The following is a 15,089-nucleotide window of genomic DNA, read 5'->3' on the forward strand; positions in this document are numbered from 1 at the left end:
ATTGTTACTTAGACAGGTAGGACATTTGATTTGTAGCGTTATTTTCATACCTCTATTTTATCAAAAGCCATATTGTTTTTTTCAGCATACTTTTTGAAACACCACCAAAAAGAAATCCCCTTCCCTGACTCGATTATATTTAGACTGATCCCAATGATATTCTTTAAAGTCCCGATCTTCATAAACCAGATGATCACTTTTACTATCAAAAATAAAGAATCGGGTATCGGTTAAATCCATCTGTTGAAAAGCCCATAATGTATCCACCTGCCCACCCTCTAGAAATTATAATATTCATTTAATTTAATCTTTGAATATTCTCAGAAAACTTCTCTTTAAGAAAGCGTCAATCAGACTTTAGGCATTTTATTTAAGGCAATAAAAAACCCCAATAAACTCCTATTAGGGTTTCTTTTAGAACAATGGAGAAATTAAATAATTAAAGAAATTCTTCTAATACCGAATTTAAAAAGATATGTCCCTGTTCGGTACATGAAAGTCGGTCTTGATCATCAACCATTAATTTTCTGTCACGTAAAGAGCTCAGTAACTCCTGTAAAGTATCTAGACTCAAACCGGTACGTTCGGCATAGAGTTTGGCTTCCACACCCTGATTTAAACGTAACGCATTCATCATAAACTCAAAGGGCATGTCAGCATCTTCAATCCGCTTAAACTGCAGATGTTCAGCAGGTACTTTGGCTAAGTAGTCTTTAGGTAAACGGGTTTTCTGGAACCGATACACGCCATCCGGCTGAGTGACTTTGCCGTGTGCTCCGGCACCAATTGCCAGATAATCACCAAACTGCCAGTAATTCAGATTATGCGCTGAAGGCAATTCTTTACGCCAAGCCGAAACTTCATAGTTGATAAAGCCTTGAGCTTTTAAGTAGAGCTCACCCTGCTCCTGAATATCTTCCAATACTTCATCGACAGGCAAAATCGGTTGAGTCCGGAAAAATACCGTATTGGGTTCAATCGTCAGCTGATACCAGGAAATATGGGTTGCGCCCTGCTCCACTGCCAGTTTTAAATCATGCAAAGCCTGTTCTAAAGTCTGTTCAGGCAAACCATGCATCAAGTCGACATTAATCCGCTGAAACCCAGCTTCACGTGCCAGCCCAATGGCAGAAATCGCATCTTCATTGCTGTGAATCCGTCCCAAACGCTTGAGATGCTCGGTATTAAAACTCTGTACCCCAATCGACAGACGGTTAATTCCGGCCTGCAAATAACCGGCAAACGGATCATGTTCGACTGTGCCGGGATTGGCTTCCAGCGTAATCTCACAGCCTTCGGCAAAGGGAATAACGGCTTTGAGCTGATCAAATAACCATTGATAGCCTAGGGCAGAAATCAGTGACGGCGTCCCCCCACCAATAAAGACACTGTGAATCTGCCGGCCTTGGGCAAAATCGACCTGAGTTTTAAAGTCTTCCACCAGTGCTCGTAAATATTCCTGTTCCAATTCCAGTGATAGCTGACCATCCGGAACCGCATGTGAATTGAAGTCACAATAAGGACATTTGCGCACACACCAAGGCATATGAATATATAAGGACAAAGGGACAGCAGCAGGATTCAATTCAGCCAAAGAACTACTCAAAAACGATTACAAGATATAGCGGAATTTTAACATGACTCGGCGGCAACACTGCTAAAATTAAATTTGATCGTGTGATATGTCTAAAAATTTAAATAGAATTAGTCAGTTAAAATTATGAAAATATCTTCTCAATTTATTATTTTACTTCCTTTGGTTTTTGCAATCGGTGTTTTATTGACACTCCAGACTGCAATTAACACACAACTAAAAGAATATTTATATTCTCCTATTCAAGCTGCATTTTTTTCCTTTTTGATTGGTACAATAGTGCTGGCCGTAATCGTACTTTTTCAGTCTAATCCCAAACCCGGTTTACAGGAATTGATAAGTGTTCCCTGGTATTTATGGCTAGGGGGAATCGTGGGTGTATACGCGATTAGTATGAGCATTTATGCAGCGCCCAAACTTGGCTTTCTGGTTCTTAGCGGTCTCATTATTTTTGGTCAGATGGTGATGTCGATGCTGGTCGATCATCTGGGATTGTTGGGTAATGAAAAAATGCCGGTTAACTGGCAACGTCTTTTAGGCGGCGTGGTAATTTTTATTGGTGTGCTTCTCACTTTACAACGCTAAACCTTCTATTTAAGCACATGATCACGATGAGTAATTTTTGTGTCGAATGTTTCACCAGTCACAACCTTTGGTTTTGAATTAAAAAAACTTTTTCATCTGATGCTGCCTATTCTGGTGACCCAATTTTCTCAGGCTGGTCTGGGCCTGATTGATACCATTATGGCCGGTCACCTATCTGCTACCGATCTTGCCGCGATTGCCGTCGGAGTAGGACTCTGGATTCCGGTGATGCTGCTGTTTAGTGGCATTATGATTGCCACGACGCCTTTGGTTGCCGAAGCCAATGGCGCACGTACACCTGAAAAAATTGCCACCATTGCACGTCAATCACTTTGGGTTGCCCTGATTCTTGGGGTAATTGCCGGCTTGATTTTGCAACTCTTGCCGGCCACTTTGCCACTTTTAGGGGTACCGGAAAGCTTACAACCTAAAGCCGGTTTATTCCTGCATTCCATTGGTTTTGGTATGCCAGCGGTAACCATGTATGCAGCTTTACGCGGCTACTCTGAAGCGATTGGAAATCCGCGTCCGGTTACCGTCATTAGTTTATTGGCGCTGGTTTTGCTGGTTCCGCTGAACTATATCTTTATGTATGGTCTTGGCTCTGTTCCAGCCTTGGGCAGCGCAGGTTGTGGTTTTGCCACGGCGATTTTACAGTGGCTAATGGTCATCACCCTCGCATTGTATATCTTTAAAAATAAGGCCTATCAACGTACCCAGCCTTTTACTCACTGGGAAAAAATCAACCCGGAATGGATGAAGCGCATCTTACAACTTGGCTTTCCAATCGGATTGGCGATCTTCTTTGAGGTCAGTATTTTCAGTACAGCGGCAATTGTGCTGAGTCCTTTGGGTGAGACTATTGTCGCTGCGCATCAAATTGCTATTTCTGTCACTTCACAACTGTTCATGATTCCCATGTCACTGGCGATTGCCCTGACCATTCGGGTCGGCACCTACTATGGTGAACAGAACTGGCAAGCCATGCGTAAAGTGCAATATCTCGGCCTGATTACTGCCACTATTCTGGCGATCCTGACCATGATTCTGCTTTGGGTTTTCCGTAATGAAATCGTGGCGCTCTACACCTCAGATATGATCGTGACCCAAATTGCGGTGTATCTGATTCTGTTTGCCATTGCCTATCAGCTGATGGATGCCTGGCAGATCAGTGCCGCAGGTTGTCTGCGCGGCATGCAGGATACCAAGGGGCCGATGTGGATTACCATGCTGGCTTACTGGGTCATCGCCTTCCCGGTTGGGGTATATTTATCCCGCTTTACCGAGATGGGAGCAGCCGGTGTTTGGGTTGGCCTGATTGTAGGCCTAAGTGTTGCCTGTGTTTTATTGCTGGCACGACTCTATAGCAATAACAGACGTTTAAGCTTAAAGGTGTAAAAACTTAGCGACTTTCAAGCAATCTTAAATATTGGGTAGTGACATGGATGTCACCGTTGATCTGTGATACAGGGAAGTAGCATTAGATCAACGAAACGGTTCTGTTACTTTTGCCATGACAAAATTAAGAGCTGCCTACGCGACAGCATAAAAATAAAAGATGCGAGCATAGCCTTGAGCATTCTAATTTCGATGTAGAAGTTAAGAATTAGCGGCTAATGCTTCCTTCAATCCTTCTGGAATCTCCGATTCATCCGCCACATCTTTAATCACCACCTGCCCCACAATCACATCCGTACCATTAAAACTCATGGTGGGTGAACCATATAACTCATAACCTTCATTTAAGGCACGGGTCACCCGCGCACAAAAATGCACATCATCCTTCCCAGTAAAATATCGATAGACTTTCATTGAATTTTCTTCATTACTACACTCTGTTTATTCTAAGCTTTTAGCCATAAAACAACATTCAGAATTAATACTCAGCCTTATCTAAAACGATGATGGATTCCGGCATATTCTTTTAGTTTAGCCAAGGAGATAAAGATAAATCTTTATCAAATCAAAGATGATGCATTAAACATGGAGAAGCTGAAGGAAATCACAACACAACCTCTACAATTAAATCTAGGCAATTGAACCTTTGTCACCTATGATCAAATACATCCATTCATAGTTGGTTTCAAGGAATCTCGCATGGCAAAAACGGCTAGCACACCCGGTCGTCGCTTTATGAAACTTGCCGGAATGACCGCAAGTATTGCAGGTAAAACCCTCTCCAATTCCATTAAAAATTTAACTGCTGATGAAGAGCAGAAAAATACTGCGCGCAGCAAACTATTTCAAGATATTGGGGTACAGATTGCAGATACCTTGGGAGAGATGAAAGGCGCAGTCATGAAAGTCGGCCAGATTGCCTCGCAATATAAAGACGTTTTCCCGCCCGAAGTCGCCAAAGCCATTGCCAAGTTACAACGTCAGGCACCACCCATGCCATTTAAAGAAATTCAGGCACAGGTAGAAAAAGAATTGGGTAAACCTTTACAGCAACTTTTCCAGCAGTTTGATGAACAGCCATTTGCCGCGGCCTCGATTGGTCAGGTGCATAAAGCCACTCTACCGAATGGCCAGCAAGTTGTAGTCAAGGTGCAATATCCTGGTGTGGATGAAGCCTGCGAAAGCGACCTGAAGCAAGTTCGTCTGGCACTGCGCATGATGGGCGTATTAAAGATTGATCGTAAACTTCAAGATCAATTATTTAAAGAAATTCAGCACAGTCTGGACAATGAGTTGAACTATGAAATTGAAGCCCAGAATCTGGAAATCGCCCGTGCCTTCCATGAATCTCTGGACAATAAAATTGTGATTCCGAAAGTGTTTCATGAGTATTCATCGCGACATATTTTAACTTTGAGCCAGGAACTTGGTGAAAGTATCGAAACTGCCAGCACTTGGCCACTCGAAACCAGAAATGCTTTAGGTCGCCGCCTATTCCGCGCCATTGGCCAAGAAATTTTTTATCTGAAACGCTTTCACTGTGATCCACATCCGGGCAACTTTGCCTTCCGTGAGGATGGCTCTGTGATTGTTTATGATTATGGTGGCGTTAAAACCTTATCGACTGAAGTGATTGGACATTTTAGGGAACTGATCCATGCTGCACGCGAGAAGAATATTCCCGTGATCGAGCAACAGCTGGATGCGCTGCATTCCTTGACTGAAACTGGAAAATTCCCGAAAGAATTATATGAACAGTGGCTGGAAGTGCTCATGCGTCCTCTGGTCACTGACTATGATTTTGCCGAAAACTCAGCGCATCATGATGGGATGGAGTTGCTGAAACCTTCGTTGAAATATTGGGATGTATTTAAGCCCTCTCCTGATACCTTGATGGTGAATCGCACAATTTCAGGACAATACTGGAACCTGATTCATCTCAAAGTACATGATGATTTAAGTGATGTATTTGAAGAACTGGTACCGAGTCGAAGCTAAGTTGAGACGATAGGCTTACACGCTGTAACCCTAGATTACTTGAAATATCAAATGTTACATTATAACATTTAATCAAGAATCATGAGGAAGTTAGATATGCGTTCAGATATCCACCCTGAGTATCGTGAAGTGTTATTCCATGATACCAATGCCGATGCCTATTTCGTGATTGGCAGCACGATGAACTCGAGTCAAACCAAAGAATATCAAGGTAAAACATATCCTTATGTAACACTAGATATTTCAAGTGCATCACATCCTTTCTATACGGGTGAGCAACGTCAGACCAGCAATGAAGGACGTGTGGCAAGCTTTAACAAACGTTTTGGGCGTTTTAAACGGGGTTAAAACCGAAAAACCTCGGTTATCTTAAGATTTAAATCGCGGTTTATGTCAGGAAATGACCTCCAATTTCCTGACTTTTTGTATGCGTTTATTTTAACTCTATGCCAACACGAGTGAAGTGAAATAAAAGCCCAGTGCCAGAACAATAATGCCGACAATTAAGCTGGATAATGCATATAACAGCGCTAGGCCCATAGCACCTTGTTTCAATAACAAAAAGCTTTCCAGACCGAAGCTGGAAAATGTGGTAAAGCCACCGAGAATTCCCACCATTAAAAACAGACGCGCTTCTTGTTGGAGTGCTGGATATTTCTGGCTACAGGCAAAAAAAATTCCGGCACATAAGCAGCCTAAAATATTGATCCACCAGGTGGGCCAAGGAAATTGCATTTGCGGTTTGAACAGCCAAAGTCCTGCTGCATAACGCAGACTAGCACCGATTGCCCCACCCATTGCCACCCAAAGCCAGCCCATATTTTTTTCCTGTTCTATTTATTGATCAAGTTTATTTTATCCAAAGTTTCATATTGAGCATGGATAAATTTCACTGTTATCTTGAACCGAAAATCAATGAAATACCATGGAACTTCGCAAGAAAATTGCTATATTTATCGCATCGAATTTTCATGAATGGCACAGGAAAAATAGCATGGCACAGGATTTATTGGCCCAGTTGGCAGCAGGCGAAGTAAAATTTGCAGATGTGATTGCCTATATCGAATCGCGCTATATGCATACACCAACTGCATTTAAAAATGGCCAGCAGAATAATGCGGCCACAGAAAACCAGGGCAGCGCTAAAGTCTTTTCTTTTGCACAATTGAATGGTCTGGATCAGACACAGACCTTAAGCCTGTTTGCCGAACATTATGCTTCTGTACTCGCGACGCCAGAGGCGACTGATCATCAGAATATCCGCCAGTTTATGCTCAATGGCTGGGATGGAATTACCTTTGAAGGTCAGGCTTTAACTGCGAAGTAAGTCCTAAGCAGATAAAAAACCGCTCAAAGGAGCGGTTTTTTTATGCAACTCAGAAGTGTATAGGATGCCTGTTTTAGCTTTTACCGACTTTTTCAATCCATTTAATGGAACTGACACGGAAAACCTCACAAGCACCATCACCCGTATCGGTCGGAGTTAAGGACGATTTCCAGACCAGATCTTTATCACGCACTTCAACCAGCTCCCCTTGCATACGTACCAGATCGCCACGCTTTACCTTTTTAATTTCCTTGGCAATTTCAGGATTGGCAGGAATGATATGCATATTGGACACCATCTGCTTGGCTTGTTCTACCGGCACTGGCACCCGATCCATTTTCCAGTTCAAATAGCGGTCATATTGATTGACCGTGATATGTCGAGCAATTTCAGGTTCGGCAAACAGCCCCCAACTGACAGCATAATCAATCGGAGAGAATTTGGCTTGCGGGTCAGAACTATAAACCTTGGAACCCAGAATACGAAAATCACCTTTAAAAGGCTGCAAGACCGAAATTGACTGGCCTTTAACGACAGGAGGCAAACCTTTGGCAATATTGTGGTCGACCGAGCTATAGCCCGAAATAGGCAGCAACAGGCTGGCCAGCAAAGCATAATGTTTAACGTATTTGAACATAATTTTTAATCTAATCCTAATCAAGTTGATCAAACGTTTTAAGGATATCTTCCTTGATCTTACGGATTTTTTAATGAATAAACAGTTGAACTTGGTAACAAACTGCACGTATTTAGTCAGCTCGATATATGCCTGTCATTTTATTTTTCAGTTAAGCTAGAACGTATTTCCATCAAATTAAAATAACTCAAATGCTGTATAAACTTTATCAACAACATATCTTTCCGCATCTGCTGAATCAGGTGATGCAAACACCATCCTTGATGGACTTGCGTCGTGAACTACTTTTGGATATTTCCGGTGAAGTACTGGAAATTGGTTTTGGTACCGGCCTTAATCTGCCTTTTTATCAATCGGTTGATAAGGTCTATGCACTAGAACCAAACCCGACGATCTTCAAACTGGCAGAATCACGAATTCAACAGGCCGCTTTTCAGGTCGAACATATTCAGGCCAGTGCAGAAGCTTTACCTTTTGCCGAAAATAGTCTGGAAAATATTGTATCTACCTGGACGCTTTGTAGTATTGCAGAGCTGGAACAGAGCCTGCAGGAAATTTATCGTGTGCTACAACCGGGTGGGACTTTACATGTGGTCGAACATGTTCTGAATCGACAAAATTTAAATATTCAGCGTCTACAACATTTACTCACTCCCATTCAAAAGAAAGTCGCAGATGGCTGTCATCTGAATCGGGATATTGAGACCGCCTTGCTGGAAACCGGTTTTGAAATAGAAACTTTAAATTATGTAGATGCGGAAGGTATACCCAAGATTGGCCAACGTATGTTGTTAGCACGTGTTCGTAAACTAGGAAGCTAATTTACGACCATCTTATATTTAGTGTGGCTGAAGGTGGGTTACTTGCAGCAACTGACAATGAGCACGATATTCAGAGCCCGTCCCGACCCGGAATTCTTGTCCAGTCGTGCCTGAATGAACTGTCACCAGATCACCAGTGAGCGTGATTTTCTGCCCCGATTTTAGCCGGCGAATCTGATCGGCAATTTTTTCAGTGGCAGCAATCAGACTAAAATACTGTACATGCGTATTGACGAAGTCACGCTCCGCTTTATTGGTTTGTCCTTCGAGCTGATAGCAGCGTTTTGCTTCATCAAACTCCAGTTTTGCCTGTATAGCGGGCAGCGGTTGAGTCAGCAACAGCACATCAATATTACTCAGATAGGCCAGATCATTAAAATGCCCCACCACAGGGCTGGCCTGATGCAGCACCCGACGATCAGGTTTTACGAAACGGTGATCATGCACAATATAAGTCGCGGAAATGCGCTTAACGGGTTCTACTTTAAAGTTTTTAAGTACGCCCTTTTCTTGCAGATGCGGAATGGCACGAAAAAATTCATTCCACACCCAGAGTCCTAGCATAAACAGCAGCGCAGTGATCAGTAATTTTTGCATAATTTTTTATTCTTCACTGGATTTTGGTCAATCCTGAAAATCAATCCGAATGGTTTCAAAACGTACCCGCCCTTCCTGAACCGCACAGGCAATGGCTTGCTGGCCTTTGGTCAGACGTGCTCCGCCACTTTTAATGTCAATCAAAACCACTTCAATATCTTCAGCGTCGCCTTCGCCATCACGAAAATCGGTATAACCATCAAAGACCACATAATCCACCGGATCACCCAAAAACTTGGCATCACTCGGCAGATATTGAAATTCCGGCATGATCGGCGCGAGCTGTTCCGCCATTTTTCCTTTGAGAACTGCACGGCTGGTATTCACGCTGCGTTTTTGCGCGGCAATGAGGGACTGCTGATGCTCTAGTTCCAGCTCGGCAATATACTGCTCATATTCGGCCTTGATCCGTCCATTGCGCGTCTGACTTAAAATAATAGTGGTCAATACCACCCCGATACATGCGCCAATCAACATGGCCATCCATATGGACATTCAATCTTCCTAATTTGCCTGATTTTTATAGCATCGCATTCGACTGAAGTTGAGGAATTCGGCCATTTGCATACTTGAAAAGAATGATATGCTAGGCCGGAACAGAATAAAATCACCTTGAGTCATGAAAACAATTTTAGTTGCGAATCAGAAAGGCGGTTGTGGCAAAACCATGACAGCCATTAGTTTGGCGTCAGCACTCGCACAAAAGGGTTATAAGGTGGCATTGGCCGATGCCGACAACCAGAAATCAACATTGCAATGGCTCAAGCATCGTCCGGCACAGGCAGCGCAGATCCAAAGTCTGGACTGGCGCAATAGCAAGTCCATTGGTGATGCGCCGAAACAGATCGAATACCTGATTATTGATGCACCAGGTGCTTTGACCGATGATCATGCCGAACAGCTGATCAGTGAAGCACATGCGATTATCATCCCGATCCAGCCTTCTTTTTTTGATATCGATTCGACCCGCCGTTTTCTCAAACATTTGCAGGACATCAAACGCATCCGTAAGGGCAAGGTTGAAATTTTACTTTTGGCCAATCGCACCAAAGCAAATGCAGCCAGCAATCAGGACATACAGCAGTTTTTTGACAAGATCGACCAGCAGCCAGTGGCCTGGATTTCGGAACGTGCCCCTTATAGCCGACTGGCTATGGAAGGCCTGTCCGTCTTTGATAAACCTCAGAAAATCTATCGGGAGCTGCAGGCTCAATGGCAACCGGTACTGAATGCCATTATTGATGATCCGAGTCAGTGGTTTTGAGTCAATCATCTGAATCGCGGTGTAGCTTTGGGAAAATAATCTCGCTACTTGGCTAGCTATCATTTTCGATCGCTTTTTTTTCAGTTAATATGCCTGAACACGACCTAAAAAATGAGTCATTAAATTCAGTGCAACAGTACGCGCCTACATTACAAAAAGTCTTATTATTTGGATTGTTCTTTATCCTAATTTTTTTGAGTTTTCATATACTCAAGTATTTCATCATTCCTGTAGTTTGGGCAGCCATTATTGCCTATATGACTTGGCCCTTGTATCAATCGGTGTTACGCCTATGCGGCAATCGACCGACATTAAGTGCAACCGTAATGATCTTGGCCGTGATTCTGGTCTTTGGTCTGCCGTTTATTTTCGCCATTTTCATGCTGCAGCACGAAGGTCGTAACCTGTATTTTGAATTGCAGCGACAGGTCTTTTCCGGTCACCTGAATGTCCCTGATTTTATTCGCGGGCTTCCGATTGTCGGCAAGGAAATTACCCGAACCTTAAATGAAATTAACACTGATCCGCAGAGTATTGCACTGTCGATATCGACCTGGATTCAAGGCCATCTGAATTACGGCAAAGTGGTGTTGAATGAAGTTAGTAAAAACATCTTTAAATTATGTTTTGCGATACTTTCGCTGTTTTTCTTCTACCGTGATGGTCAGACCATTTTAAATCAGGTGCGTAAAGCCTTTGAAATGGTGGTCGGTCCACGTGTACATCATTATTTTTCCACCATTTCTGCGACTACACGTGCCGTAGTATATGGCGTCGGTTTGACCGCAATTGCACAATCCTTATTGGCTGGTCTGAGCTATTTTGTTGCAGGTGTGCCGAATCCGATGGTTTTAACCATTGTGACCTTTATTTTTGCCCTGATTCCCTTTGGTCCGCCCCTCGCCTATAGTGCGGTGGCGCTATGGCTGTTTTCACAAGGACAAACCATTGAGGCTATCGGGGTCATGGTGTGGGGTGTCTGTATTGTCAGTACTGCCGATAACGTGATTCGTCCACTGGTAATTTCTGGTGCAACCCAGATTCCATTCCTGCTGATCATGTTTGGAGTCTTGGGTGGTATTGCCAGTTTTGGTCTGGTCGGAGTGTTTATTGGCCCGGTGATTCTGGCTGTGCTGCTTGCAATCTGGCGTGAATGGTTACATGAAAGTAATCTGAATGAACCTTTGATGATGCCTAAAGCCACCATGGCACATGAGATTGATCCAGAAACCAAGAACACACCGCCCAAAGCGCCTTAAAGCATAGAGAGAATTGACTTAAACAAAACAAAACATTTAAGTACTGATTCTATATAGAGCTTCTGATCTTGCTCTGTTTAAATGAACTCACAAAACAGAATAAAGATCAGGATGCCAAAATCATGTCTTCATTGTTTAAAATTACGACACTTTGCGCGTTAAGCGCCGCACTTTTTACCGGTTGTGCATCAACCTCTCCATCAAATGAAGTGGTCAGAGCAGTAACTGTGAATGCTGTAACTGCTCAAGGTGTGGGCCAAGAGATTGGTACCGTATTACTCAGTGACAGCCCAGCCGGTCTGGTTATTCGTACCAACCTGAAACAACTTCCTGCGGGTGAACGTGGTTTCCATATTCATGAAAATGGTTCATGCGCACCTGCCATGAAAGACGGCAAGATGGGCGCAGCACTGGCTGCAGGTAGCCATTACAATCCAAATCAGGCTCCACATCACGGTACACCAGTGACCGGTCATCTCGGTGATTTACCCGCATTGAAAGTCAATACTGACGGAACTGCACGTGTGACCCTGCTTGCGCCACGTCTGAAATTGGCTGATGTTCAGGGTCGTGCGATTATGGTTCATGCCGGTGGCGATAACTATTCCGACAACCCATTACCCTTGGGCGGCGGCGGTGAACGTATTGCCTGTGGTGTGATCTAAACACCTTCATGCCAATGACTAAATAGAAAAAACGGGCACTATGCTCGTTTTTTTCATGGATTTTTCTTTTATTTTGGCGTCTAAATTGCATTCAGAACTTTGCGTTTTTACTTTCCGGATCCTGTCCTTGTGAATGCTGCCCGACCTGCGACTGCTACTTTTGTTAAAATTATAAAACCTGTCCTGCTGCCCTTTCAGTCCAGTGCGCTGATGACTTATTGCCTGCAGATCCTGCTGGTGTTTTTAGGTACCACTTTCGGTCTGAAATTTCTGGGTTATGAGTTCTTGATCGTTCCAGTAACGTTAGGGGCAATTGCCACGGCACTGACTGATTTTGATGACCGGCTAAGCCTGCGTTTGCGCAACCTGTTACTGGTCATCATTCTGTTTTTTAGTGTCAGCAGCATTCTGGAATTTCTTGCTCCGCATAAATTCTGGTTTGCACTGTGGCTATCCCTGTCGAGTGCGCTGTTTATTCTAATGGGTGCCTTAGGCCAACGTTATGCCACAATTTCATTTGGCACCATTTTACTGTCAATCTATACCATGTTCGGCCTGGGCGAATATCAGCACTGGTATGAACAGCCACTTTATTTTGTCATTGGGGCGCTATGGTACGGCCTGACGTCTATTCTATTTTTTCTGCTGCGTCCTACTTTGCAGGTTCAGGAAAATCTCGCACAAAGCTTGCAGCACATGTCAGATTTACTGCTGAGTAAAGCCAAACTGTTTGATCCGGATCAGCATCCAAATGTTGAAAACCTGCTCTATGAGTTGTCACTTAAAAATACTTTAGTCATTCAGAGTTTTAACCGCAGCAAAGATTCACTATTGACTCGACTCAAAGCTTCGCGTGCCAATCGCAATACCATTTACTGGCTGAATCTGTATTTTCTGATGCAGGATATTCATGAACAGGCCACGGCCAATTATTTACATTATGAACAGATCGAACAGCATTTTAGCCGCACTGACCTGATTTTCCGGATTCAGAAAAATATCCGTCTGCAAGCCCTTGCCTGTCAACATTTGGCAGAATGTGTATTGCGCAATGAAAAATTTTATCTGTCTGCAGATGATGAACAGGCATTAAAACATTTACAGGAATCGATGCAGGACTGGATTGCCCAACACCCACAGAATATTGAAGTTAAAAATTTACAGCTTATTCTGGCCAATCTGCTGAGTGTACATGAGCAGTTACAACACCTGCATGATCAACAGGCACTGTATAAGCCACGCTATCAGCAGCATTTTGATGACCTGAGCCTGTTTGATGATGATATTCGCGATAGCACAGATCTCTGGCTGAAACTCAAACCGCACTTGAGTTCACAATCGGCACTCTTTCGGCATGCGGTGCGGATTGCCATTGTGTTTCTAGTCGGCTATGCCATTTCATTATTGCCCTTTGCAAAAAATGGCTACTGGATTTTACTGACCAGCCTGTTTGTCTGTCAGATCAGTTATTTTGCCACCAAAAGCCGGCTCAAATTGCGGACCCTAGGAACATTATTGGGGGTCATGCTGGGTGTTCCCATTCTGTATTTTGTACCAAGTGTCGAAGGTCAGTTACTCCTGACAGTAATTTTTGGTGTCGGTTTTTTCTATCTACGTTCCAAAAAATATGCCATGGCCACTCTCATGGCGACATTGATGGTACTCCTGATCTTCAACCTGAAAGGTGCCGGTTACGCGATCATTTTGCCACGTATCATTGATACCCTCATAGGCTGTCTGATTGCCTGGATGGCAGTAAGCTGGATCTGGCCTGACTGGAATTTTCGCAATATTTCCAGCAATATTAAAAAATCATCGCTTGCTACACTGGACTATTTTGCTGCAGTGGTCGAGCAATATCAAAACGGTAAAGATAACAGTATTGCTTACAGGACTGCACGGCGTCTGGCCCACAATGCACAGATTGATTTATCCAGCATGATTTCAAGCCTGAGTACCGAACCGAATCCAGATCCGCAACTGGTCAAAAGTGCCTTTCGCTATCTGGTTTATAGCCATAGCCAGCTCAGCTATATTGCAGCATTGGGGAGTCACCGTGAGCAGGTTACTGATGCACAAATTCTGGTTTTAATGCGCTGGTGTCAGCAAACCTTAACTGGGGTATTGCTGCAACAACAGCCTTTAGCTACCTACGACATCGATCATAAACTGGCAGAAATTCAACGCTTAAGTACCCAGGAAAACCAGTCAGCACATCTGCTTTTGGTGCTGAAACAGATCAGTTTATTGCTGGAAACCTTACCGGAATTACTAAAATTACGTCATGAATTACTAGGTGCCGAGATTAAATAACCAACTGCCTTACTTGGTTATAACTTATTAAAAATATTGAATATATTTTTATTATTAAGATTCAATATTCAGGTGATATTCGGTACACTCAAAACCAATTCGGTTAAATCAATATGTATTATGAACATCAAAACTTTGCGTCTGGTCGGTTTGCTTGAAGGGATTTCATTCCTGCTGCTGTTATTTATCGCGATGCCAGTGAAATATATGATGGATAATCCGATTCTGGTCAAATATGTCGGTATGGGTCATGGGGTACTGTTTGTGCTGTTTCTGGTGGTGTTATTCGCAGTATGTGAAAAACAGAAATGGTCTCTCAGCATGTTTGTGATGGGTTTAATCGCTTCGATTCTGCCTTTCGGTCCATTCCTGTTTGATATGAAATTGAAGAAGCTGGAACAGCCCGCTGAAGCTTAATTGTAGAATCCTAATATAATTAGATCAGTCAAAAGAAAATTTTCTCTCCCTTTGGGAGAGAGTTAGAGAGAGGGAACTTATTAAATACTTAACCTCACCCTAGCCCTCTCCTAAAAGGCATAGGTATCTACACATCTATGAGATACCTAATGCCATTGTGGCTATCTCATTGAGTTCATCTATTGAATATTCCGAGAGCAGTTGAAGAGTGTTC

18 protein-coding genes are annotated in these 15,089 nt (G+C 43.3%); 11 read left to right on the forward strand and 7 right to left on the reverse strand.

Going from position 1 to position 15,089, the window contains the following annotated elements; genetic code table 11:
* Positions 1-81: 81 nt before the first annotated feature.
* On the reverse strand, positions 82-267 hold the full coding sequence (locus tag WFH18_RS14055; RefSeq protein ID WP_228277135.1) for a hypothetical protein: 186 nt from the start codon (positions 265-267) through the stop codon (positions 82-84).
* 172 nt (positions 268-439) lie between these two features.
* Entirely contained in the window at positions 440-1,594 is a 1,155-nt protein-coding gene (gene hemW, locus WFH18_RS14060) for a radical SAM family heme chaperone HemW (RefSeq protein WP_004732331.1), read from the reverse strand.
* A gap of 126 nt (positions 1,595-1,720) precedes the next feature.
* Here hemW and WFH18_RS14065 point away from each other — a divergent pair, with 126 nt between their 5' ends.
* Together WFH18_RS14065 and WFH18_RS14070 are read left to right on the forward strand one after the other, a co-directional pair.
* Positions 1,721-2,179 carry a DMT family transporter gene (locus tag WFH18_RS14065; protein ID WP_004732334.1) on the forward strand — a complete coding sequence of 153 codons (459 nt, stop codon included), beginning with the start codon at positions 1,721-1,723 and terminating at the stop codon, positions 2,177-2,179.
* A gap of 39 nt (positions 2,180-2,218) precedes the next feature.
* Positions 2,219-3,577 carry an MATE family efflux transporter gene (locus WFH18_RS14070; protein WP_004732336.1) on the forward strand — a complete coding sequence of 453 codons (1,359 nt, stop codon included), beginning with the start codon at positions 2,219-2,221 and terminating at the stop codon, positions 3,575-3,577.
* Positions 3,578-3,778: 201 nt separating this feature from the next.
* Here WFH18_RS14070 and WFH18_RS14075 read toward each other — a convergent pair whose 3' ends face one another.
* Positions 3,779-3,991 (reverse strand): DUF1737 domain-containing protein, encoded by a 213-nt coding sequence (locus WFH18_RS14075; RefSeq protein ID WP_004732339.1) that lies wholly within the window; start codon positions 3,989-3,991, stop codon positions 3,779-3,781.
* A gap of 285 nt (positions 3,992-4,276) precedes the next feature.
* Here WFH18_RS14075 and WFH18_RS14080 point away from each other — a divergent pair, with 285 nt between their 5' ends.
* Positions 4,277-5,575 carry an ABC1 kinase family protein gene (locus tag WFH18_RS14080; protein ID WP_004732340.1) on the forward strand — a complete coding sequence of 433 codons (1,299 nt, stop codon included), beginning with the start codon at positions 4,277-4,279 and terminating at the stop codon, positions 5,573-5,575.
* Between the two features lie 96 nt (positions 5,576-5,671).
* Positions 5,672-5,923: a type B 50S ribosomal protein L31 gene (locus WFH18_RS14085; protein WP_004732342.1), complete on the forward strand. Its 252-nt coding sequence runs from the start codon at positions 5,672-5,674 to the stop codon at positions 5,921-5,923.
* Between the two features lie 96 nt (positions 5,924-6,019).
* Here the strand turns inward: WFH18_RS14085 and crcB are convergent, their stop codons facing one another.
* Entirely contained in the window at positions 6,020-6,394 is a 375-nt protein-coding gene (crcB, locus tag WFH18_RS14090; RefSeq protein WP_004732345.1) for a fluoride efflux transporter CrcB, read from the reverse strand.
* Between the two features lie 175 nt (positions 6,395-6,569).
* Here crcB and WFH18_RS14095 point away from each other — a divergent pair, with 175 nt between their 5' ends.
* Positions 6,570-6,902, forward strand: a complete 333-nt coding sequence (locus WFH18_RS14095) for a HopJ type III effector protein (protein ID WP_004732347.1) — start codon at positions 6,570-6,572, stop codon at positions 6,900-6,902.
* 73 nt (positions 6,903-6,975) lie between these two features.
* On the opposite strand, the gene WFH18_RS14100 is transcribed toward WFH18_RS14095, so the two are convergent.
* On the reverse strand, positions 6,976-7,539 hold the full coding sequence (locus WFH18_RS14100) for a hypothetical protein (RefSeq protein ID WP_004732349.1): 564 nt from the start codon (positions 7,537-7,539) through the stop codon (positions 6,976-6,978).
* A gap of 191 nt (positions 7,540-7,730) precedes the next feature.
* On the opposite strand from WFH18_RS14100, the gene WFH18_RS14105 reads away from it, so the two are divergent.
* Complete coding sequence (locus WFH18_RS14105) at positions 7,731-8,360, forward strand: class I SAM-dependent methyltransferase (RefSeq protein WP_004732352.1); 630 nt, start codon at positions 7,731-7,733, stop codon at positions 8,358-8,360.
* Between the two features lie 18 nt (positions 8,361-8,378).
* Here WFH18_RS14105 and WFH18_RS14110 read toward each other — a convergent pair whose 3' ends face one another.
* Positions 8,379-8,957 (reverse strand): hypothetical protein, encoded by a 579-nt coding sequence (locus WFH18_RS14110; protein WP_004732353.1) that lies wholly within the window; start codon positions 8,955-8,957, stop codon positions 8,379-8,381.
* A 27-nt stretch (positions 8,958-8,984) separates the two neighbouring features.
* Positions 8,985-9,452 (reverse strand): Holliday junction resolvase-like protein, encoded by a 468-nt coding sequence (locus WFH18_RS14115; RefSeq protein ID WP_004732355.1) that lies wholly within the window; start codon positions 9,450-9,452, stop codon positions 8,985-8,987.
* Between the two features lie 124 nt (positions 9,453-9,576).
* Between WFH18_RS14115 and WFH18_RS14120 the strand changes: the two genes are divergently transcribed.
* The 5 genes from WFH18_RS14120 to WFH18_RS14140 all read left to right on the forward strand — a co-directional run bounded on the left by WFH18_RS14120 (position 9,577) and on the right by WFH18_RS14140 (position 14,875).
* On the forward strand, positions 9,577-10,221 hold the full coding sequence (locus tag WFH18_RS14120) for a ParA family protein (protein ID WP_004281566.1): 645 nt from the start codon (positions 9,577-9,579) through the stop codon (positions 10,219-10,221).
* A gap of 89 nt (positions 10,222-10,310) precedes the next feature.
* Entirely contained in the window at positions 10,311-11,480 is a 1,170-nt protein-coding gene (locus tag WFH18_RS14125; protein ID WP_004732356.1) for an AI-2E family transporter, read from the forward strand.
* A 122-nt stretch (positions 11,481-11,602) separates the two neighbouring features.
* Entirely contained in the window at positions 11,603-12,145 is a 543-nt protein-coding gene (sodC, locus tag WFH18_RS14130) for a superoxide dismutase family protein (RefSeq protein WP_004732359.1), read from the forward strand.
* Positions 12,146-12,274: 129 nt separating this feature from the next.
* Positions 12,275-14,458, forward strand: a complete 2,184-nt coding sequence (gene yccS / locus WFH18_RS14135; protein WP_005101261.1) for a YccS family putative transporter — start codon at positions 12,275-12,277, stop codon at positions 14,456-14,458.
* A 120-nt stretch (positions 14,459-14,578) separates the two neighbouring features.
* Positions 14,579-14,875 carry a DUF3817 domain-containing protein gene (locus WFH18_RS14140; RefSeq protein WP_004645001.1) on the forward strand — a complete coding sequence of 99 codons (297 nt, stop codon included), beginning with the start codon at positions 14,579-14,581 and terminating at the stop codon, positions 14,873-14,875.
* Positions 14,876-15,089: the final 214 nt, after the last annotated feature.

This window comes from Acinetobacter sp. USHLN143, assembly GCF_037145695.1.
GTDB classification, from domain to species: Bacteria; Pseudomonadota; Gammaproteobacteria; order Pseudomonadales; family Moraxellaceae; genus Acinetobacter; species Acinetobacter fasciculus.